This window comes from Streptomyces sp. NPDC033221 (genome assembly GCF_055577005.1).
Genome location: NZ_JBVIQN010000037.1, coordinates 75502 through 94749 on the forward strand (window position 1 = coordinate 75502; position 19248 = coordinate 94749).

General features: G+C 71.1%; 17 protein-coding genes. 9 read left to right on the top strand and 8 right to left on the bottom strand.

Annotation, left to right across the window (positions count from 1 at the left end):
- Positions 1-88: 88 nt before the first annotated feature.
- A complete protein-coding gene (locus ACZ53K_RS34940) occupies positions 89-607 on the bottom strand; it encodes a DUF2617 family protein (RefSeq protein ID WP_468844810.1) in 519 nt (172 codons plus the stop codon).
- A gap of 359 nt (positions 608-966) precedes the next feature.
- Complete coding sequence (locus tag ACZ53K_RS34945; protein WP_468844813.1) at positions 967-1239, bottom strand: hypothetical protein; 273 nt, start codon at positions 1237-1239, stop codon at positions 967-969.
- 262 nt (positions 1240-1501) lie between these two features.
- Here ACZ53K_RS34945 and ACZ53K_RS34950 point away from each other — a divergent pair, with 262 nt between their 5' ends.
- Positions 1502-2680 (top strand): pyridoxal phosphate-dependent aminotransferase, encoded by a 1179-nt coding sequence (locus tag ACZ53K_RS34950; protein ID WP_468844815.1) that lies wholly within the window; start codon positions 1502-1504, stop codon positions 2678-2680.
- A 152-nt stretch (positions 2681-2832) separates the two neighbouring features.
- Positions 2833-4050, top strand: a complete 1218-nt coding sequence (locus tag ACZ53K_RS34955; protein ID WP_468844817.1) for a hypothetical protein — start codon at positions 2833-2835, stop codon at positions 4048-4050.
- 78 nt (positions 4051-4128) lie between these two features.
- Here ACZ53K_RS34955 and ACZ53K_RS34960 read toward each other — a convergent pair whose 3' ends face one another.
- Positions 4129-4665, bottom strand: a complete 537-nt coding sequence (locus ACZ53K_RS34960; protein ID WP_468844820.1) for a YbjN domain-containing protein — start codon at positions 4663-4665, stop codon at positions 4129-4131.
- Positions 4666-4823: 158 nt separating this feature from the next.
- Positions 4824-7463 carry an ATP-dependent chaperone ClpB gene (gene clpB, locus ACZ53K_RS34965; protein ID WP_468844822.1) on the bottom strand — a complete coding sequence of 880 codons (2640 nt, stop codon included), beginning with the start codon at positions 7461-7463 and terminating at the stop codon, positions 4824-4826.
- Between the two features lie 438 nt (positions 7464-7901).
- On the opposite strand from clpB, the gene ACZ53K_RS34970 reads away from it, so the two are divergent.
- From ACZ53K_RS34970 to ACZ53K_RS34980, 3 genes are all read left to right on the top strand, one after another.
- Entirely contained in the window at positions 7902-8306 is a 405-nt protein-coding gene (locus tag ACZ53K_RS34970) for a pyridoxamine 5'-phosphate oxidase family protein (protein WP_468844824.1), read from the top strand.
- Positions 8307-8445: 139 nt separating this feature from the next.
- On the top strand, positions 8446-8679 hold the full coding sequence (locus ACZ53K_RS34975) for a hypothetical protein (protein ID WP_468844827.1): 234 nt from the start codon (positions 8446-8448) through the stop codon (positions 8677-8679).
- Positions 8676-9080 (top strand): hypothetical protein, encoded by a 405-nt coding sequence (locus tag ACZ53K_RS34980; protein WP_468844830.1) that lies wholly within the window; start codon positions 8676-8678, stop codon positions 9078-9080. Before ACZ53K_RS34975 ends, ACZ53K_RS34980 begins: the two co-directional genes overlap by 4 nt.
- Before the next feature lie 91 nt (positions 9081-9171).
- Here the strand turns inward: ACZ53K_RS34980 and ACZ53K_RS34985 are convergent, their stop codons facing one another.
- Genes ACZ53K_RS34985 through dnaK form a run of 4 tightly spaced genes read right to left on the bottom strand, consistent with a single transcriptional unit; the run spans position 9172 to position 13381 of the window.
- Positions 9172-9624: a heat shock protein transcriptional repressor HspR gene (locus ACZ53K_RS34985; RefSeq protein WP_468844833.1), complete on the bottom strand. Its 453-nt coding sequence runs from the start codon at positions 9622-9624 to the stop codon at positions 9172-9174.
- 5 nt (positions 9625-9629) lie between these two features.
- Positions 9630-10811 (bottom strand): molecular chaperone DnaJ, encoded by a 1182-nt coding sequence (dnaJ, locus tag ACZ53K_RS34990; protein WP_468844836.1) that lies wholly within the window; start codon positions 10809-10811, stop codon positions 9630-9632.
- A gap of 42 nt (positions 10812-10853) precedes the next feature.
- Positions 10854-11516 carry a nucleotide exchange factor GrpE gene (gene grpE, locus ACZ53K_RS34995; protein WP_468844838.1) on the bottom strand — a complete coding sequence of 221 codons (663 nt, stop codon included), beginning with the start codon at positions 11514-11516 and terminating at the stop codon, positions 10854-10856.
- On the bottom strand, positions 11513-13381 hold the full coding sequence (dnaK, locus tag ACZ53K_RS35000; protein ID WP_468844841.1) for a molecular chaperone DnaK: 1869 nt from the start codon (positions 13379-13381) through the stop codon (positions 11513-11515). The genes grpE and dnaK overlap by 4 nt, the downstream gene beginning before the upstream one ends.
- A gap of 351 nt (positions 13382-13732) precedes the next feature.
- Here dnaK and ACZ53K_RS35005 point away from each other — a divergent pair, with 351 nt between their 5' ends.
- The 4 genes from ACZ53K_RS35005 (at position 13733) to ACZ53K_RS35020 (ending at position 18730) form a co-directional block, all read left to right on the top strand.
- The gene (locus ACZ53K_RS35005) at positions 13733-16000 is read left to right on the top strand and encodes a (Fe-S)-binding protein (RefSeq protein WP_468844843.1); all 2268 of its coding nucleotides are present in this window, start codon (positions 13733-13735) and stop codon (positions 15998-16000) included.
- A 169-nt stretch (positions 16001-16169) separates the two neighbouring features.
- Positions 16170-16979, top strand: coding sequence for a trypsin-like serine peptidase (locus ACZ53K_RS35010; protein WP_468844846.1), 810 nt, complete (start codon positions 16170-16172; stop codon positions 16977-16979).
- 115 nt (positions 16980-17094) lie between these two features.
- Positions 17095-17514: a hypothetical protein gene (locus ACZ53K_RS35015; protein ID WP_468844849.1), complete on the top strand. Its 420-nt coding sequence runs from the start codon at positions 17095-17097 to the stop codon at positions 17512-17514.
- Between the two features lie 196 nt (positions 17515-17710).
- The gene (locus tag ACZ53K_RS35020; protein ID WP_468844852.1) at positions 17711-18730 is read left to right on the top strand and encodes an AraC family transcriptional regulator; all 1020 of its coding nucleotides are present in this window, start codon (positions 17711-17713) and stop codon (positions 18728-18730) included.
- Positions 18731-19248: the final 518 nt, after the last annotated feature.

A 19248-nucleotide genomic window follows, 5' to 3' on the forward strand; every position in this document is an offset into this window, starting at 1 on the left:
ACGCCCCCGGCCCCGCGAGCCAGTAAGAGCGCCCGCGGAGTTCGCCACCGTTCACAGCATTGCTGTTCGAGGTACGGGCCCTCGCCGTTCAGAGCGCCACCGCCATCCGGACCCCCACCCGCGTACGCGTCGCGACCAGCCGCCCTTCCTGCGGGTAGGCGTGCCAGGTGCGCCAGCGCACCTGGCCTTCCTCGCGCTGTGCCAGCATCGCGGTGAACGCGTGCGGCGAGCCCGGGAACGTTCCGGCAAGGCCGTGCGGGTGTTCGGCGACCAGGGCGAGCAGTTCCTGGGCACGCCCGGCGAACGAGCCCTGCGAGAGGGTCTCGACATGGGCGGCGAATTCGTACTCCCAGTCGCCGATGCGTTTCGCCACACCCAGCGGGAGCGGTGTGCTGCTGCCGGGTATGCAGGCGACGGTCTCGGAGCAGGTGCCGCGTTCCTCCTCAAGGAGTACCTGGTGGGACGCCCCGAGTAGTCTCAACTGCACGTGCGCGTCGGCAAGTTGGAGGTTGAGCACGGCAAGGGCCGGCAACGGCTCCCGGCCGAGCGCCCAGGCCAGGTCGGATGCGCGGGTATCGGTGTAGGCCGTTTTCAGAGTCGTGAGCATGGGTCGGCTCCGCAAGCACGCAGTGGATGGTGGGCCGGCCTGCCCCGGAGACGGGATCAGGGTTACGACGGTCTGCCGGCTCGTGCCCACGTGGGGTCCGAGAACTGGGATTCTCTAGGGAGAGGGAATCATGAAACGAGCGGGGCCCACAGCGTTTTTACCCACCTTCGCCGGGTTTCCATCCCTCAGAGGGCCACTCAGTTCAGTTGTTCAACAACCCACACCTCAGCGGGCGTTGACCCTGCTGGACGCATATGCGGGCCTGCATGGGCCCGATGCATGTGTACGGGGCAGCAACGCTCCCGCAGCCACCCCCGGACCCCGGCGAACCGCGCCCCCGGACCATCGAGAACCGCCCCTCAGGAACTGCCCCCGCCCCCACCACAACCCCCGCCGCCCCCACCGCAGGACGACGAGTGGTGTCCTCCCCCGCCACCGCAGGAGATCCCGCCGCAGGAGTGGCCGTGGTGGTGTCCGCCGCCCACGCCCGGATCACCGGCCACCCACCAGCCGGTGCCGTCGTGCCGGCGCCTGCCGAGGCTGCGGCGGCTGCCGCCGTCGCGGCTCTGCGCCGCCGTGGCCACCAGGGCCGCGACCACCACACAGATCACGAGGAAGACCACAAAACCCATCGTCGCCCCACACTCCTTTCCGTCCCCCGTAGCGAGGCACCCGCTCCGGCCGCCGCGGTGTCCCGCGGTCCGGCCGAGGCGCTGTCGTACGTGTCGTGTCCTTCGATCCCTCTCCGGTCCGCGCTGATCCACTCCGGTTCCGGCGGACGCTTTCGGGCCGCACGGTTGTGCGCCGTGTCGGCGGTTCGGGGCTCATGCCCGTGCCCTGCCGGGCGCAAAGCACAGTTGAGGAAGTCCAGAGGTTCGGCGGAGGATGGCGGGCATGCCACGACCGCTGCTCAACCGCCGCCTCGCCGAGTTCGGTACGACGATCTTCGCCGAGATGTCCGCGCTCGCCGTACGCACCGGATCGATCAACCTGGGACAGGGCTTCCCCGATACCGACGGACCGGAGGAGGTCAGGGAGGCGGCGGTCCGCGCGCTGCGCGACGGTCGCGGCAACCAGTACCCGCCGGGCCCCGGCGTCCCCGAACTGCGCACCGCCGTCGCCGGACACCAGCACCGTTTCTACGGTCGTCTCGGCGTGGAGTACGACCCCGACACCGAGGTCCTGGTCACCGCGGGCGCCACCGAGGCCATCGCCGCCTCGCTGCTCGCCCTCCTGGAGCCCGGTGACGAGGTGATCGCGCTGGAGCCGTACTACGACTCGTACGCCGCGTGCATCGCGATGGCGGGCGGCACCCGCGTCCCGGTGACGCTGCGCCCGTCCGCCGAGGACGGCACGTACGCCCTCGATCTCGACGAGCTGCGGGACGCCGTCACCGACCGCACCCGCCTCATCCTCCTCAACACCCCCCACAACCCCACCGGCACCGTCCTCGACCGCGCCGAACTCACCGAGATCACCCGCCTCGCCTGCGAACGCGACCTTCTGGTGATCACCGACGAGGTGTACGAACACCTCGTCTACGAAGGCGAGCACATCCCGCTGGCGTCCCTGCCCGGAATGCGCGAACGCACCGTCACCATCGGCTCGGCGGGCAAGACCTTCTCCTTCACCGGCTGGAAGGTCGGCTGGGTCACCGCGAGCCCGGAGCTGGTCAGCGCGGTCCGTTCCGCCAAGCAGTTCCTCACGTACGTCTCCGCCGGACCGTTCCAGTACGCGGTCGCCGAGGCGCTGGCCCTGCCCGACAGCTACTTCACCGGGCTGCGGGACGACCTGCGGGCCAAGCGCGACCTGCTGGCCGACGGCCTCGCCGCCGCCGGGTTCCGCGTCTTCCGCCCGTCCGGGACGTATTTCGTCACCACCGACATCCGCCCCCTCGGCGAGGAGGACGGTTTCGCCTTCTGCCGCGCCCTCCCGGAGCGCGCCGGTGTCGTGGCCATCCCCAACGCGGTCTTCTACGACCACCAGGACCAGGGCGCGCCGTACGTCCGGTTCGCGTTCTGCAAGCAGGAGAAGGTCCTCCGGGAAGCAGTCGACCGCCTCCGCGCCCTCTGACCACACGCCCCCGTCGCGCGCCCCCGCCCGCCACCCGGTCGGCCTACCGGGGTCGCGTGGCGGGCGGGTGGCGCCGAGAGTCGTGGTGTCGGGGTGCGCCGGGCGCGCGGGGGCCTGGTGTGTGACCGCCGCGCGCGTACCGGAGGTGTTCCGTGACCGCCGAGACCGTCGGCACCGCAGCCGCCGCGGGCATACGGCCCGGTTCCGTACGGGTTCATGTCCGGGCCGCCCTGCGCCGCGCGGCGCCCGCCCTCGCGCTGTTCGCGGCCGTCCGCTTCGCGGGCGTCCTGTGCACGGCGCTCTGGGCGTGGCACACCGGCCGCCACCCGCGCAGTCTGCTCGGCGCCACCTGGGACTCCAACTGGTATCTGGGCGTGGCCCAGTACGGCTACGGATCTCCGGCGCCGCACCATATGTGGCCGCCGGACCACTTCGCCGACCTGGCCTTTTTCCCTCTGTATCCCGGACTGATCCGCGGTGTGTCCGCCGTCCTGCCGGTGGGCGCGCTCACTGCCGGGCTGCTGCTGGCGTGGACGGCCGCCGCCGTGGCCGCCTGGGGAATCTTCGCGGTCGGCGCGCATCTGTACGGGCGGCGTGCCGGAACGTTTCTCGTGGTGCTGTGGGCCCTGCTGCCGCACGCCGTCATCGAGTCGCTGAGCTATACGGAACCGCTGCTCACCGCCCTGGCCGCCTGGGCGCTGTACGCCCTGCTCACCGACCGGCCGCTGTGGGCCGGCGCGCTGGCGCTGGCGGCCGGGCTGTCCCGGCCGAACGGTCTCGCGGTCGCCGTCGCGGTCATGATCGCGGCGGCCGTCCGGACCTGGCGGCGCGGGCGCGATCGCGGCGGCCCCCTACCCCGGCGGGACCGCCCGCTCTGGCCCTACTGGGCGGCCGCCCTCCTCGCCCCCGCCGGCTGGCTCGGGTACGTCCTGTGGGTGGGGGCGTTCACCGGCGCCGGGCCGCGCGGCTACTTCCGGGTGCAGGAGATCTGGGGTTCGCGTTTCGACTTCGGCCGGGACACGCTGCGGTCCGTGAAGCGGCTGTTCCTGCACGACGGGCCGCTGGTGCACCCCATGGCCGCCGCGGTCCTCGCCCTGGCGGTCCTGCTCCTCGTCCTGCTGGTGCTGGACCGGCCGCCCCTGCCGCTGCTCGCCTACGCGGCGGTGCTGGTGGCGATAGCGCTGGGCGGCACCGGGTACTTCCCCTCCAAGCCGCGGTTCCTGCTGCCGGCCTTCCCGCTGCTCGTGCCGGCGGCGGTGGCGCTGGCCCGCGCCCGGCCGCGTTCCGTCGTCCTGGCCACCGGCTCGCTGGCCGTGCTCTCCCTCGGATACGGCGTATATCTGCTGGCCATGGCTCCTCTGCCGCTGTGAACAGGGACCGGCCGGAAACAGCGACGGGCCCCGGAGCGATGTGCTCCGGGGCCCGCGACGCCGCTGACGGCAGGGGGCTCACGCCTCCTCGTCACCCGGCTTCTCGTCGCCTTCACCTTCGACGTCGGCCTCCAGGCCGAGCTGCTCGACGATCCACTTGTCGAACTCGATCGACGCACGGACCCAGCTGACCGTGCTCGAAACGAAGTGCTCAAGGGCGACGCCGGTGCCGATCAGCATCGACGCCTCGCCGATCAGCCGGACCGTACCGTCGTCGTGGGTGTGGGTGTACGCCTTGGGCCACAGCGTCCGGCGGTTCCAGTCGTCGAGCGCCTCCAGCAGCTTCGGCTTGTCGTCGATGCCGTGCGGGCGGTCGTAGAACGTACGGACGGAGAAGATCTGCTGCTCCTCCTCGCCGCGGAACATGAAGTACGTGCGGAACTGCTCCCACGGGGCGGCGAGGTCACCCTCGTCGTCGACTACGTACTTCAGCTCCATCTGGTCGAGGAGCTGCTTGACCAGGTCCTGGTCGGGCAGGACGGGACCATCAGGCCCCGACGGCTGCGGTTCGGGCTGGCCCCCGAAATTCGGGATCGAGGACGGGTCGATGCTCACCGTGGAATTCCCTTCGTATGGTCCCCGCCATCCTCCCCCATCCCGGCCCCGTCATGGCAAGCCCGCCGCCCCCGCTCCGCTGCGGGCTGAAGACCCGGCGGGAGGAGAAGCGGCGGGGAGCCTGGTGTGACGGCCCGGTGCCGGCGGTCCGGTGCGGCTTACCGTACGGGACCGACCACCAGCGACCTGCCGTCCTCGGCGACATCCACCCGTACCGTGTCGCCGTCCAGCACCTCGCCCGACAGGATCGCCTTGGCGAGCTGGTCGCCGATCGCGGTCTGCACCAGGCGGCGCAGCGGGCGGGCGCCGTACGACAGATCCGGCGCGTCCTGCGGCCGGTCCAGGGCCGGCTCCTGGCCGAGCCAGGCGAGCCAGGTCAGGGCGCGGTCGGTGACGTCCAGCGTCAGCCTGCGGTCGGCGAGCCGGCGCTGCAGGTGGCCGAGCTGGATGCCCGCGATGCGCTGGAGCTGGTCGGTGCCGAGCGGGTGGAAGACCACCAGGTCGTCCAGCCGGTTCAGGAATTCCGGCCGGAAGGACGTCCGGACCGTCTCCAGCACCTTCTCCTTCTTCTGGTCCTCCTTCAGGAGGGGGTCCATCAGGAAGTTCGAGCCCAGGTTGGAGGTCAGGATCAGGATCGTGTTGCGGAAGTCGACCGTGCGGCCCTGGCCGTCGGTGAGCCGGCCGTCGTCGAGGACCTGGAGGAGCACGTCGAAGACCTCGTGGTGCGCCTTCTCCACCTCGTCCAGCAGCACGACGCTGTACGGGCGGCGGCGGACCGCCTCGGTGAGCTGGCCGCCCTCCTCGTAACCGACGTAGCCGGGCGGGGCGCCGACCAGGCGGGCCACGCTGTGCTTCTCGCCGTACTCGCTCATGTCGATGCGGACCATCGCCCGCTCGTCGTCGAAGAGGAAGTCGGCGAGCGCCTTGGCCAGTTCGGTCTTGCCGACGCCGGTCGGGCCGAGGAAGAGGAAGGAGCCGGTGGGGCGGTCCGGGTCGGCGATGCCGGCGCGGGTACGGCGCACCGCGTCGGACACCGCTCGTACGGCCTCGGTCTGGCCGATCAGGCGCTTGCCCAGCTCATCCTCCATGCGCAGCAGCTTCTGCGTCTCGCCCTCCAGCAGGCGCCCGGCGGGGATGCCGGTCCAGGAGCCGACCACGTCCGCGATGTCGTCCGGGCCGACCTCCTCCTTGACCATGGAGGACTTGGCGTCCTTGGTCGCCTCCTGCTCGGCCTCGGCCGCCGCGGCCTCCTCCAGCTCCCGCTCCAGGCCCGGGATCTCTCCGTACAGCAGCTTGGATGCGGTGTCGAAGTCGCCGTCGCGCTGGGCGCGCTCGGCCTGGCCGCGCAGCTCGTCCAGCTTCTCCTTCAGCTCGCCGAGGCGGTTGAGGCCCTGCTTCTCCTTCTCCCAGCGGGCGGTCAGGCCGCGCAGCTCCTCCTCCTTGTCGGCGAGGTCCTTGCGCAGCTTCTCCAGGCGCTGGACGGAACCGGCGTCGGTCTCGTTCTTGAGGGCCAGCTCCTCCATGCGCAGCCGGTCGACGGAGCGCTGGAGTTCGTCGATCTCCACGGGCGAGGAGTCGATCTCCATACGGAGGCGGGAGGCCGCCTCGTCGACGAGGTCGATGGCCTTGTCGGGCAGGAAGCGGGAGGTGATGTAGCGGTCGGAGAGGGTGGCGGCGGCGACCAGCGCGGAGTCCGCGATCTGCACCTTGTGGTGCGCCTCGTAGCGGCCCTTGAGCCCGCGCAGGATCGCGACCGTGTCCTCGACGGTCGGCTCGGCGACCAGCACCTGCTGGAAGCGCCGCTCCAGCGCCGGGTCCTTCTCGATGCGCTCGCGGTACTCGTCCAGGGTCGTGGCGCCGACCATGCGCAGCTCGCCGCGGGCCAGCATCGGCTTGAGCATGTTGCCCGCGTCCATGGCGGAGTCGCCGCCGGCGCCGGTGCCGACGACCGTGTGCAGCTCGTCGATGAAGGTGATGATCTGGCCGTCGCTGGACTTGATCTCCGCCAGTACGGTCTTGAGGCGCTCCTCGAACTCGCCGCGGTACTTCGCGCCCGCGACCATCGCACCCAGGTCCAGCGCCACCAGCCGCTTGTCGCGCAGCGACTCGGGAACGTCGCCCTTCACTATCCGCTGCGCCAGGCCCTCGACGACGGCGGTCTTGCCGACGCCGGGCTCGCCGATCAGCACCGGGTTGTTCTTCGTGCGCCGCGAGAGCACCTGCACCACGCGGCGGATCTCCTGGTCACGGCCGATGACCGGGTCCAGTTTGCCCTCGCGCGCGGCCGCCGTGAAGTCCGTGCCGAACTTCTCCAGCGCCTTGTACGTGCCCTCCGGGTCCGGGTTGGTCACCCGCCGGCCGCCCCGGCTGTCCTCGAAGGCGCTCAGCAGCTTCTTGGCCGTGGCGCCCTGCTGGGCCAGCAGTTCGCCGGTGCGGCCGCCCTTGGCGGCGATGCCGATGAGGAGGTGCTCGGTGGAGATGAAGTCGTCGCCCAGCTCCTTCGCGCGCTGCGCGGCGTCGGCGATGACGGCCAGCGTGTCGCGGTCGGGCTGCGGCGGGGCGACCGTGGAACCCTGGACGCTGGGCAGTGCGGCCAGCTGGCGCTCGGCGCCGGAGCGCAGCGTGGCGGCGTCCGCCTCGACGGCCGCCAGCAGGTCCAGGACGTTCTCGTTGTCGGTGCCGGTGAGCAGCGCGAGCAGCAGATGCACGGGGGTCATGTCCGCGTGTCCCGCCGTCACCGCCCGCTCGTTGGCGGCGCTCAGCGCCTCCCGGCTCTTGTTGGTCAGCTCGGCGTCCACTCGCGCGCTCCTCCTTGTGCTCGTGTGCGTGATCGGTGCCGTGGTCCGGCAGCGAAACCTGCTCAGCTCAACGTCCGATAAGTTGAGTCTATTCCACTCAACGCGGTTCTGGGGGACTCTACGGTGTCTTCCGGCCCTTCTACGGGTGCACCGGACGGCCCGGACCATGCCATGCCGGTCGCACGCAATCGCCCCGGAGGCGCTCTCCGCATCGCCGTACGGCCGTCGGCGTACCGCTGCAGCCGCCGCCCGACCTGCCTCCGTCGTCCCGATCCGGGCCGGCCGCCACCGTCGTGCGCCCGCCCGCGTCCCGTGGCCCGCCAGCAGGGCGTACGGAGGTTTCACGGCACCTTCACGACTCCTCCACGCCGTGCGCGCTGTCCCTTTGCAGCCCCTCCGCACGACACCCCCACAGGAACCCCAATTACTCTTCCGGTCATGGCCCACGACCTGGATGACCTCAGCCCCGAGTACCTCGCCTTCTGGAGCGAGCACCTCCTGTGCACGCTGACCACCCTGCGCCCCGACGGCACGCCGCACGTCGTCCCGGTCGGTGTCACCTTCGACGCGAACCAGCGCATCGCCCGCGTGATCACCCGTAAGGACAGCAGCAAGGTCGGACACGTCCTCGCGGGCGGCCCGGACGGCGCCCGGGTCGCGGTGTGCCAGATGCTCGGCAGGCGGTGGGCCACCCTGGAGGGCGTCGCCCGTATCCGTACGGACGCGGACGTGGTGGCGGACGCGGTACGGCGCTACGCCGAGCGGTACGGACGCACCCCGACCCCCAAGCCGGACCGGGTGATGATCGAGATCACCGTGACCAAGGCGCTGGGCCGGGCCTGACCACCGGCCGGCCAGGTCCGTACCTGGCCGGATCCGGACGCCGGGGCTCCGCTGCTCCGGCTGCCCTGCTATGCCGATTGCGGAGACACCCGTTCGCGATACGGAGCTTCGCGAACGCATCACGGCAGCAGGAGAGCGCATGGCGCCTGGATCACGCCCCGAACCGATCAGTTCCCGTACCGGTGTCCGACCGGCCCCCGCCCGCGCCGAACTGTGCCCCCGGTGCGGCGGACAGCTCGCCGTCAACCAGGACGGCTGGAAGATCTGCCACGCGTGCGGATACGCCTCGCCGCCCGGCACCGCCCCTCCACCCCGCCGCTCGCGCGGCGGTATCGTCACCCCCACACTCGCCACGTCCCGGGGGGCACGATGAACTCGGTCCGAGTGACGGCGATCGCCTGCCTCATGCCGCTGTCGGGGCTGGACGACGACCCGTTCCTGGTGGACGACCGCAGCCAGCACGCCATGTGCGCCCAGTGGGCACAGGCCCGCGCCTACCACCTGACCTGCCGGCTCAGCGTGCACCAGCTGCGCGCCGACCACACCGCGCTGTGGCAGGACGTGGAGGCCGGGCTGGTCGACGTGTTCGTCGCCGCCAACCGCCGCGCCCTGGAGAACGCCATCGCCTCGGCCGACGAGTTCACCGCCCGGTGCGCCGCCGCCGGCGTCCGGCTGGAGATCGCCGACTACGACGAGCCGGTCTACACCACCGCCATGAAATCCCACGTCCACCGCCGCCTGTCCATGCCGACGGCCGGCTACAACGGCTGCTGAGCACACCGCCCGAAGCCCAGGGCACACGGCGAAGGCCGGGGCCGGGATGCGTGCGCACCCCGGCCCCGGCCTTCGAACGATCTGACGGCCGCTATTCGGACCGCTTCCTCGGACGCCACACGACCAGCGCGCCGGCCTGCTGGACATCCTGATAGGGCACCAGGTCCCGGCGGTACGAGGCGTGCACCGCCGCCTCCCGCTGCTGGATGGCGGCGGCCGCGCCCTCGACCGCGTGCTGGAGTTCGGCGACCCGCTGGCGCAGGGCCGTGACCTGGTTCTCCAGCTCGATGATGCGCTTGATGCCGGCGAGGTTGATGCCCTCGTCCTGCGACAACCGCTGCACTTCCCGGAGCAGTTCGATGTCCCGGGCCGAATAGCGCCGGCCGCGCCCTGCCGTACGGTCGGGCGAGACCAGCCCCAGGCGGTCGTACTGACGCAGCGTCTGCGGATGCAGGCCCGAGAGCTGGGCCGCGACGGAAATGACGTACACCGGCGACTCTTCGGTCAGTTCATACGGGTTCCGACGCCCGCCCCGGCCATCCATCCGACTCAAGCTCCCTTCGCGGCCTGGAACAGCTCCGCCCGCGGGTCCTCACCCGCGGTCGCCTCGCGGTAGGACTCCAGCGACTCCCGTGCGGTGTCGCCGAGGTCCTTGGGGACCTGCACCTCGACGGTGACCAGCAGGTCGCCACGGGTGCCGTCCTTGCGCGACGCGCCCTTGCCGCGCACGCGCATCGTACGTCCGTTGGGGGTCCCGGCCGGGAGTTTGAGCGTCACCGGCGGGCCGCCGAGTGTCGGCACCCGCACCTCGCCGCCCAGCGCCGCCTCCGGGAAGGTGACCGGGACGGTGACGGTGAGGTTGTCGCCCTTGCGGCCGAAGACCGGGTGGGCCTCGACGTGCACGACGACGTACAGGTCGCCGTTCGGGCCGCCGCGCTCGCCCGGGGTGCCCTTGCCGCGCAGCCGGATGCGCTGCCCGTCGGAGACGCCCGCCGGGATGCGCACCTGCATCGTGCGCGAACTGGTCGCCCGGCCGCTGCCCTTGCAGACGTCGCACGGGTTCTCCGCGATCAGGCCGCGGCCCTTGCAGTCCACACACGGGTCGGTGAGCGAGAAGCCGCCACCGCCGCCGCGGCTGACCTGTCCGGTGCCGACGCAGGTCGGGCACACCCGCGGCGTGCCGTTCTTGTCGCCGGTGCCCGAACACGCCTTGCAGGGCGCCTGGCTGGACATCCGCAGCGGGACCGTGGCCCCGTCCGCCGCCTCGGTGAAGCTGAGCGTCACCTCGGACTCGACGTCCTGGCCGCGGCGCGGCTGCGTACGCGTACCGCCGCCACCGCGGTTGAACAGCCCGCCGAAGACATCGCCGAGCCCGCCGCCGAAGCCGCCGCCCGCCGTGCCGCCCTGGGCACCGCCGCCTCCGAAGAGGTCACCGAGGTCGAAGTTGAACGATCCGCCACCGGCGCCGCCGGGGCCGGCGCGGAAGCCGCCGTTGCCGAACAGCGCCCGCGCCTCGTCGTACTCCTTGCGGCGCTTGGGGTCACCGAGGATGTCGTTGGCCTCGGAGATCTCCTTGAAGCGCTCCTCGGCCTTGGCGTCCCCCTTGTTGGCGTCCGGGTGGAACTCCCGGGCCAGCTTGCGGTACGCCTTCTTGATCTCCGCCTCGGTGGCGTCCTTCGGGACGCCGAGGACCTTGTAGTAGTCCTTCTCCACGAAGTCCTTGGTGTTCATCCCCGACGTCCCTCCTCCCGAACTGCTTCCCGTACCGCCGCGTCAGCCCTCCTCCGGGCCACCGCTCTCCTCGTCCGAAGCCTTGGCGTCGTCCTCCGAGGCGGCCTTGCCGGACTGCGCGCCCGGCTGCGGCTCGGCGACCGCGACCCGCGCGGGGCGGATCGTTCGTTCACCGATGCGATACCCCGGCTGGAGGATGGCGACGCACGTGGTCTCCGTGACATCCGGAGCGTACGAGTGCATCAGGGCCTCGTGGATCGTCGGGTCGAAGGGCTCGCCCTCCTTGCCGAACTGCTGGAGGCCCAGCTTCGCGGCCACCGTCTCCAGCGACTCGGCCACCGACTTGAAGCCGCCGACCAGCTCGCCGTGCTCCCGGGCCCGCCCGATGTCGTCGAGGACGGGCAGCAGCTCGGTGAGCAGATTCGCCGCGGCGACCTCCTTCACCGACACCCGGTCCCGCTCCACCCGGCGACGGTAGTTCTGGTACTCCGCCTGGAGCCGCTGGAGGTCCGCGGTGCGCTCGTTGAGCGCGGTACGCACCTGGTCCAGCTGCGCCGTGGCGGCTACGTCCTGGTTCGTTTCCCCGGCCGGGGCCGAGCCCGCCGTGTCGGCGGACTCGGCCTGCGCCGCGTCATCAGGGGTCTGTGCGGCTTCGGCGGGGACGTCGGGCTTCTTGTCCTCGAAGCCCGGAGTCTCCTCCGTCACGCGGCACCGTCCTTCTTCGGCTTCTCGTCGTCGACGATCTCGGCGTCCACGACATCGTCCTCGGCCTTGGCCTGCTGGCCGCCCGCGGCACCGGCGGCGCCCTCGGCACCGCCCGCGGCCGCACCGGCGCCCTGGGCGTCGGCGTACATGGCCTGTCCCAGCTTCTGGCTCACCGCGGCGACCTTCTCGGTCGCGGTGCGGATCTCGGCGGTGTCCTCGCCCTTGAGCTTCTCCTTCAGCTCACCGACGGCGGTCTCGACCTCGGTCTTCACCTCGGCGGGAACCTTGTCCTCGTTGTCCTTGAGGAACTTCTCCGTCTGGTAGACGAGCTGCTCGCCCTGGTTGCGGGACTCGGCGGCCTCGCGGCGGCGGTGGTCCTCGTCGGCGTACTGCTCGGCCTCCTGGCGCATCCGGTCGACCTCGTCCTTCGGCAGCGAGGAGCCGCCGGTGACGGTCATCTTCTGCTCCTTGCCGGTGCCGAGGTCCTTCGCCGCGACGTGCATGATGCCGTTCGCGTCGATGTCGAAGGTGACCTCGATCTGCGGCACGCCGCGCGGGGCCGGGGGCAGACCGGTCAGCTCGAACATGCCGAGCTTCTTGTTGTACGCCGCGATCTCGCGCTCGCCCTGGTAGACCTGGATCTGCACGGAGGGCTGGTTGTCCTCGGCGGTGGTGAAGATCTCCGAGCGCTTGGTCGGGATCGTCGTGTTCCGCTCGATGAGCTTGGTCATGATGCCGCCCTTGGTCTCGATACCGAGGGACAGCGGGGTGACGTCCAGCAGGAGGACGTCCTTGACCTCACCCTTGAGGACACCGGCCTGCAGCGACGCGCCGATGGCGACGACCTCGTCCGGGTTGACGCCCTTGTTGGCGTCCTTGCCGCCGGTCAGCTCCTTGACGAGCTCGGCGACGGCCGGCATCCGGGTCGAGCCGCCGACCAGGACCACGTGGTCGATCTCGGACAGCTCAATGCCGGCGTCCTTGATGACGTTGTGGAACGGGGTCTTGCAGCGCTCCAGGAGGTCCTGGGTCAGCTGCTGGAACTGCGCCCGGGTGAGCTTCTCGTCCAGGTGCAGCGGGCCCTCGGCGGAGGCGGTGATGTAGGGCAGGTTGATCGTCGTCTCGGTGGACGAGGACAGCTCGATCTTCGCCTTCTCCGCGGCCTCGCGCAGGCGCTGGAGCGCCATCTTGTCCTTGGAGAGGTCGACGCCGTGGCCGTTGTTGAACTGCTTGACCAGGTAGTCGACGACGCGCTGGTCCCAGTCGTCACCACCGAGGTGGTTGTCACCGTTGGTCGCCTTGACCTCGACGACACCGTCGCCGATCTCCAGCAGCGAGACGTCGAACGTACCGCCACCGAGGTCGAAGACCAGGATGGTCTGGTCGTCCTTCTCCAGGCCGTAGGCCAGGGCCGCGGCGGTGGGCTCGTTGACGATGCGCAGGACGTTCAGGCCCGCGATCTCGCCGGCCTCCTTGGTGGCCTGGCGCTCGGAGTCGTTGAAGTAGGCCGGAACGGTGATGACCGCGTCCGCGACCTTCTCGCCGAGGTAGGCCTCCGCGTCCCGCTTGAGCTTCTGCAGGATGAAGGCGCTCATCTGCTGCGGGTTGAAGTCCTTGCCGTCCAGGTTGACCTTCCAGTCAGTGCCCATGTGGCGCTTGACCGAACGGATCGTCCTGTCGACGTTGGTGACCGCCTGGCGCTTCGCGACCTCGCCGACCAGCACCTCGCCGTTCTTGGCGAAGGCGACGACGGACGGCGTGGTCCTGGCGCCCTCGGCGTTGGTGATGACGGTGGGCTCACCGCCTTCGAGAACACTGACGACGGAGTTCGTCGTGCCCAGGTCGATGCCGACCGCACGTGCCATTTCGATTCCTCCAGTGACTTGAGTGGAACAGGCTCAAGCGTGCAGCACCATCGCCAGCCTGTCAATTGACCTGAGCCGATCCCGCTCAACTTTCATGTCGGGCTTATCGTCACTCCCCGCTTCGGGGGACGCGGTCCGGGGTGGAAAGGGTTGCCTGCGCGACACAGATCACCGGCCGGGCGGCTTCATGGCGCTCGGGATACTGGGTAACCTCAGCGCAGACCCGAAAAGTTACTGCCTAGTAATCGCTGTAGTCCTTGAACCGCGGACTCCGTGTACCCCTCGTACGTACGCGCAGCCCCTCAAAGTATTCCCCGTAACCCCCGCACTCGCAGGCCCGAGGAGCCACCCATGCAACTCGCCGCGATCATCGTGTCGCTGGTCCTAATCGCGGTCGGCGTAGCACTGTTCGGCCGTGCCATCCTGCAGATCGTCCGCCAGCTGCGGCTCGGTCAGCCCGTGCCGGCCGGAACCCGGACCGACGACCCCACGCAACGCACGGTCACGGTGGTCAAGGAGTTCCTCGGCCACACCCGGATGAACCGCTGGGGCGTCGTGGGCGTGGCGCACTGGTTCGTGGCGGTGGGCTTCTTCTCGCTGCTGCTGACGATCGTCAACGCCATCGGGCAGCTCTTCAAGGCCGACTGGCTGCTGCCCGTCATCGGCGAGTGGGCGCCGTACAACGTCTTCGTCGAGTTCATCGGCACGATGACGGTGCTCGGCATCCTGGCCCTGATCGTCATCCGGCAGCTGAGCAAGCCCGGCAAGCCGGGCCGCAAGTCCCGCTTCGCCGGCTCCAACTTCGGCCAGGCGTACTTCGTCGAGGCGGTCATCCTGATCGTCGGCGTCTGCATCTTCATGCTGCACGCGCTGGAGGGCGCCCAGCACCACGTGGACGGCTACGAGTCCTCGTTCTTCATCTCGTACCCGGTGGTCTCGTGGCTGGAGGGCCTGGACGTCTCGACGCTCCAGAACCTCACCTACTTCTTCGCCGCCCTGAAGATCGCGACGTCCTTCATCTGGATGATCACGGTCGCGCTGAAGACCGACATGGGCGTGGCCTGGCACCGCTTCCTGGCCTTCCCGAACATCTGGTTCAAGCGCGAGGCCGACGGTGACGTGGCGCTCGGCGCGCTGCAGCCGATGACCAGCGCGGGCAAGCCGATCGACTTCGAGGACCCGGGCGAGGACGACCAGTTCGGCGTCTCCCAGATCGAGCACTTCTCCTGGAAGGGCCTGCTCGACTTCTCCACCTGCACCGAGTGCGGCCGCTGCCAGTCGCAGTGCCCCGCCTGGAACACCGGCAAGCCGCTGTCGCCGAAGCTGCTGATCATGGCGCTGCGCGACCACGCGCACGCCAAGGCCCCGTACCTGCTCGCCGGCGGCGGCAAGGACGAGGAGGGCGCCGAGAAGGCGACCGCCGCCCAGCTCAAGGACGTGCCCGCGGCGGCGCTCGCCGAGGCCGAGCGTCCGCTGGTCGGCACCCTGGAAGAGAACGGCGTCATCGACCCGGACGTGCTGTGGTCCTGCACCACCTGCGGCGCCTGCGTCGAGCAGTGCCCGGTCGACATCGAGCACATCGACCACATCGTCGACATGCGCCGCTACCAGGTCATGATCGAGTCCAGCTTCCCCAGCGAGGCCGGCACGATGCTGAAGAACCTGGAGAAGAAGGGCAACCCCTGGGGCCTCGCCAAGAAGCAGCGGCTGGCGTGGACCAAGGAGGTCGACTTCGAGGTCCCGGTCGTCGGCGCGGACGTCGAGGACCTCACCGAGGTCGAGTACCTGTACTGGGTCGGCTGCGCGGGCGCCCTGGAGGACCGCGCGAAGAAGACCACCAAGGCGTTCGCCGAGCTGCTGCACATCGCGGGCGTGAAGTTCGCGATCATGGGCGGCGACGAGAAGTGCACCGGTGACTCGCCGCGCCGGCTGGGCAACGAGTTCCTGTTCCAGCAGCTGGGCGCGGAGAACGTCGCCTCGCTCAACGCGGCCTTCGGCGAGGACGACGAGGACCCGGCGACGCGGAAGCCCAAGTCGGCGAAGAAGATCGTCGCCACCTGCCCGCACTGCTTCAACACGATCGCCAACGAGTACCCGCAGCTCGGCGGCGAGTACGAGGTCATCCACCACACCCAGCTGCTCCAGCACCTGATCGACGAGGGCAAGCTGACCCCCGTCACCCCGGTCGAGGGTCTGATCACGTACCACGACCCCTGCTACCTGGGCCGCCACAACAAGGTCTACACACCGCCGCGCGAGATCATCGCCAAGGTGCCCGGCCTGCGCAACGAGGAGATGCACCGCCACAAGGAGCGCGGCTTCTGCTGCGGCGCGGGCGGCGCGCGCATGTGGATGGAGGAGCGGATCGGCAAGCGCATCAACAACGAGCGCGTCGACGAGGCCCTGTCCCTCAACCCGGACATCGTCTCCACCGCCTGCCCGTTCTGCCTCGTCATGCTGACCGACTCGGTCAACGGCAAGAAGAACGACGGCAAGGCGAAGGAGTCCATCCAGGTCGTCGACGTGGCCCAGCTGCTGCTGGACTCCGTCAAGACCCCGGTCGACCCGGCGGGCGAAGAGGCCGCGGCGGACGCGCCGGAGCCGGAGCCGGTGAAGTAGCCGGTCCTTTTCGCACCCGGCCCGCGGCCGGTCCCGCTTCGGCGGGGCCGGCCGCGGGCGTGCGTGCGGGGTGCGTCCCGATGTTCGACGTGGTGTGTGTGCGGGGTGCGTCCCGACGTACCGAAGTCGTCGCGACGCACCGGGCCCGTCACGACGTACCGTCCCGTACATGAGATCCGCTTCCGCCGCCCTCGCCACGGCCGCCGCGCTCACCGCACTCGTCGCGCTCACCGGGTGCGGCGGCGCGTCGCAGGCGGCGGATCCCGCGCGGCCCGCCGCCCGGCCCTTCGAGGGCCTGCCCTTCGTCGGCGTGCTGATCGCCGGCGGCGAGCACTACTGCTCCGCGAGCGTCATCGACAGCCCGAAGGGCAACATGCTCGCCACCGCGGCGCACTGCGTCCACTTCGAGGGCGACGACGCGTCCGACGGGTACGAGCCCGGCCCGGTCACCGGCGACATCCAGTTCGCGCCACGCTTCTCCGGGGCCGGGGAGGGCACGTTCCCGTACGGGAAGTGGAAGGTCAGCGGCGTCCACGTACCCGAGTCGTGGACCGAGGAGGACGACGACCGGGGTGACTACGCTTTCCTCACCGTGGAGCCGGACGCGCAGGGCCGCTCCGTACAGGAGGTCGTCGGCGCGGCCTCCCCCGACTGGTCCTCGGGCCCGCGCCGGCACGTCACCGTCGTCGGCTATCCCAACGAGGCCCACAACCCCTCGAACCGCCCGATCACCTGCGCCACGGACACCCGCCGCGACGACGACGAGCCGTACATGGTCGAGATGAAGTGCGGCGGCTTCTACGACGGCACCAGCGGCGGCCCCTGGCTCGCCGACCACCGCGACGCCCGCCGCCCCGGCCGCCTGATCGGCGTGCTGAGCGGCGGCGACACCGATGACGAGTCGACGGCCGTCCTCTTCGGCAAGGAGGCGCGGGAGCTGTACGAGCGGGTGGCCCGGGGCGCGGCGAAGTCGGCCTGATCGCCACCGTCGCGTCCCGTCCCCGCCATTGCGCCATCCGGGACCGCCCTGCACCATCACCACCGACCGACGGTGCTACTGGGCCTCTTGGGGCTGGACAGGACACGGTGGACGCATGTCCGGACGAGGACGAGGCACGCCCGTACGCGGCCGAAGACGCGACCGAAGGCCCGGACGGGCAGGCGGCCGAGAAAGCGGCTCAGGACTCGGCCCGCCCGTCGTCCTCGCCCTCGCCGCGGCCCTCCTCACCGGCTGCGGCCCCCTCGGGGCCGCTCCATCCGACGGCCCCGGCCGCCCCGCGGCCCAGGCACGGCACCCCGCCGGCCCCGCGCACACCACCGTGCTGGCCCTCACCGACTTCGACGGCGACGGCCACGCCGACCTGGTCCTCCTCACCCGCCGCACCCCGGCCCAGGAGGCCCCCGCACCGGGCGCCCCCGCCCAGGACCGCATCCCCATCCACCCCGGCACCCCCACCGGCCCCGGCCCGACGGCCCAGGCCACCTTCTCCACCACCGCCTTCACCGACGGCTGACCCGTACGCGCCCCCGGAGCGGCGCCCAGCGCGTCCCGTAGGCGTGCCGTACACGTCCCGTGCACGGACACGTCCGCCACGGGCAACCCCCGTCGGCCCGCCGGAGGGTGCACCTATTCTTTCTCCCGTGCGCAGGTGAGGCAGCCGGGACCGGACGGACGGTTCTGTCTGCCCGGGGGAGAGGGTCGTACTGAACATGTCTGCGGAGCCGGGGGCCGCCACCCCGTCCGTGCCGTCCGTTCCTTCTGTGCTGTCCCTGCGGACGGCGGACCTGGACGAGGCACGGTGGGCGATCGCCGAGGCGTTCCACGCCAACCACATCGACCGGCTGTCCCGGGGCGACGGCGTGGACGCGTCCCTGGATGTCGTACAGCTGGGCGCGGTCACCGTCGGTGAGGTCGGGTTCGGCGCCGAGCTGCGGCTGCGGTTCGGCGAACTGGGCACGTACCACGTGGACGTGCCGCTGAGCGGCTCCATCCAGTGGCGGCAGGGGGCGCGGGCGGCGCAGACCACCACGCCGGACCGGGCCGGAGTGTTCCAGCCGGACGGTGCCACCACCATCGACCGGTGGAGCGGCGGCTGCCGGGTGCTGGCGGTGAAGATCCGTACGGCGGACCTGGAGCAGCATCTGGAACACCTGCTCGACAGGCCCGTCCGTACCCCGGTGCGCTTCGCCCCGGACTTCGACGTGTCCCGCGGGCCGGGGCTCGGCTGGGCCCGGCTGGTGCGGACGGCCGTACGGGACATCCAGGACGCGGGCGAGCTGATGAAGCAGCCGCTGGTGGCGGCGCCTCTGCAAGAAGCGCTGCTCAGCGGGCTGCTGCTGGCCGCCGAGCACCCGCACCGCGAGGAGCTGACCCAGCCGTCGGCCCCGGCGGCGCCGTCCCACCGCCCGGCGCCCGTGAAGCGCGCGGTGGACGCCATCCAGGGGCGGCCCGAGCACCCCTTCGACACCGCCGAGCTGGCCGCCGTCGCGCGGGTCAGCGTGCGCTGGCTCCAGGAGGGCTTCCGCCGGCATGTCGGCATGTCCCCGATGGCCTACCTGCGCGACGTACGGCTGAGCCGCGTACGGGACGAGCTGCGGCGGGCGGGGCCGGGCGAGGTGAGTGTGGGCGAGGTGGCGTACCGGTGGGGGTTCGTCCATCTGGGGCGGTTCGCGCGCAGTTACCGGGAGCGGTTCGGGGAGACGCCTTCGCAGACGCTGCACGCGCCGTGACGCGGGCGGGGCGGACGTGGGCGGCCGTGAGACGGGGGGGGCGGCCCCTCGCCCCGGCGCCGAACGCGCAGCGTGATCCGGATACCGGCTGCGCAGAATGGATCATGCCGCCGCCCGCGCCCCGCTACGGTCTGGGGTGCCAGGGCCGAGTCGGCGATGCCGATGCGTTCGTCCGTCGGTGCGTGCCGACGACGGTGTGCACCGGTGGGCCGGCCCCTGGGTGCCGGCCGGTATCCCCCCGTAACCGCAGCCGGGCCCCCGCCCGTGAGGCGTCGGACGACGACGATCCGATGCCTCATGGGCCGGTGGACGGCGCTACGCGGCCCACCCCACCGGCGCCCCCGGGACCACTCGCGGCCCCCCATTCCCGTACGTCCTCCCCTGCCCCTGCCCTGCCCCCTCGGGGACCCGCCTCCATTCCCCCTAGACGATTAGTTCCGATTGCGGGGTTCACGGACGCGGGGAGGGTGTCCAGCATCGGGTTGTGACGACCGAACTAGACACCCTCTTGACCGCAC

Bases quoted from the DNA above. Each gene is read 5' to 3' on its own strand.
- ACZ53K_RS35010 (WP_468844846.1), top strand. From the start codon at position 16,170: ATGAGATCCGCTTCCGCCGCCCTCGCCACGGCCGCCGCGCTCACCGCA.
- dnaJ (WP_468844836.1), bottom strand. From the start codon at position 10,811: ATGAACACCAAGGACTTCGTGGAGAAGGACTACTACAAGGTCCTCGGC.
- ACZ53K_RS35020 (WP_468844852.1), top strand. From the start codon at position 17,711: ATGTCTGCGGAGCCGGGGGCCGCCACCCCGTCCGTGCCGTCCGTTCCT.
- ACZ53K_RS34945 (WP_468844813.1), bottom strand. From the start codon at position 1,239: ATGGGTTTTGTGGTCTTCCTCGTGATCTGTGTGGTGGTCGCGGCCCTG.
- ACZ53K_RS35015 (WP_468844849.1), top strand. From the start codon at position 17,095: ATGTCCGGACGAGGACGAGGCACGCCCGTACGCGGCCGAAGACGCGAC.
- ACZ53K_RS34940 (WP_468844810.1), bottom strand. From the start codon at position 607: ATGCTCACGACTCTGAAAACGGCCTACACCGATACCCGCGCATCCGAC.
- ACZ53K_RS34970 (WP_468844824.1), top strand. From the start codon at position 7,902: ATGGCCCACGACCTGGATGACCTCAGCCCCGAGTACCTCGCCTTCTGG.
- ACZ53K_RS35005 (WP_468844843.1), top strand. From the start codon at position 13,733: ATGCAACTCGCCGCGATCATCGTGTCGCTGGTCCTAATCGCGGTCGGC.
- ACZ53K_RS34950 (WP_468844815.1), top strand. From the start codon at position 1,502: ATGCCACGACCGCTGCTCAACCGCCGCCTCGCCGAGTTCGGTACGACG.
- ACZ53K_RS34975 (WP_468844827.1), top strand. From the start codon at position 8,446: ATGGCGCCTGGATCACGCCCCGAACCGATCAGTTCCCGTACCGGTGTC.
- dnaK (WP_468844841.1), bottom strand. From the start codon at position 13,381: ATGGCACGTGCGGTCGGCATCGACCTGGGCACGACGAACTCCGTCGTC.
- ACZ53K_RS34985 (WP_468844833.1), bottom strand. From the start codon at position 9,624: ATGGATGGCCGGGGCGGGCGTCGGAACCCGTATGAACTGACCGAAGAG.
- ACZ53K_RS34980 (WP_468844830.1), top strand. From the start codon at position 8,676: ATGAACTCGGTCCGAGTGACGGCGATCGCCTGCCTCATGCCGCTGTCG.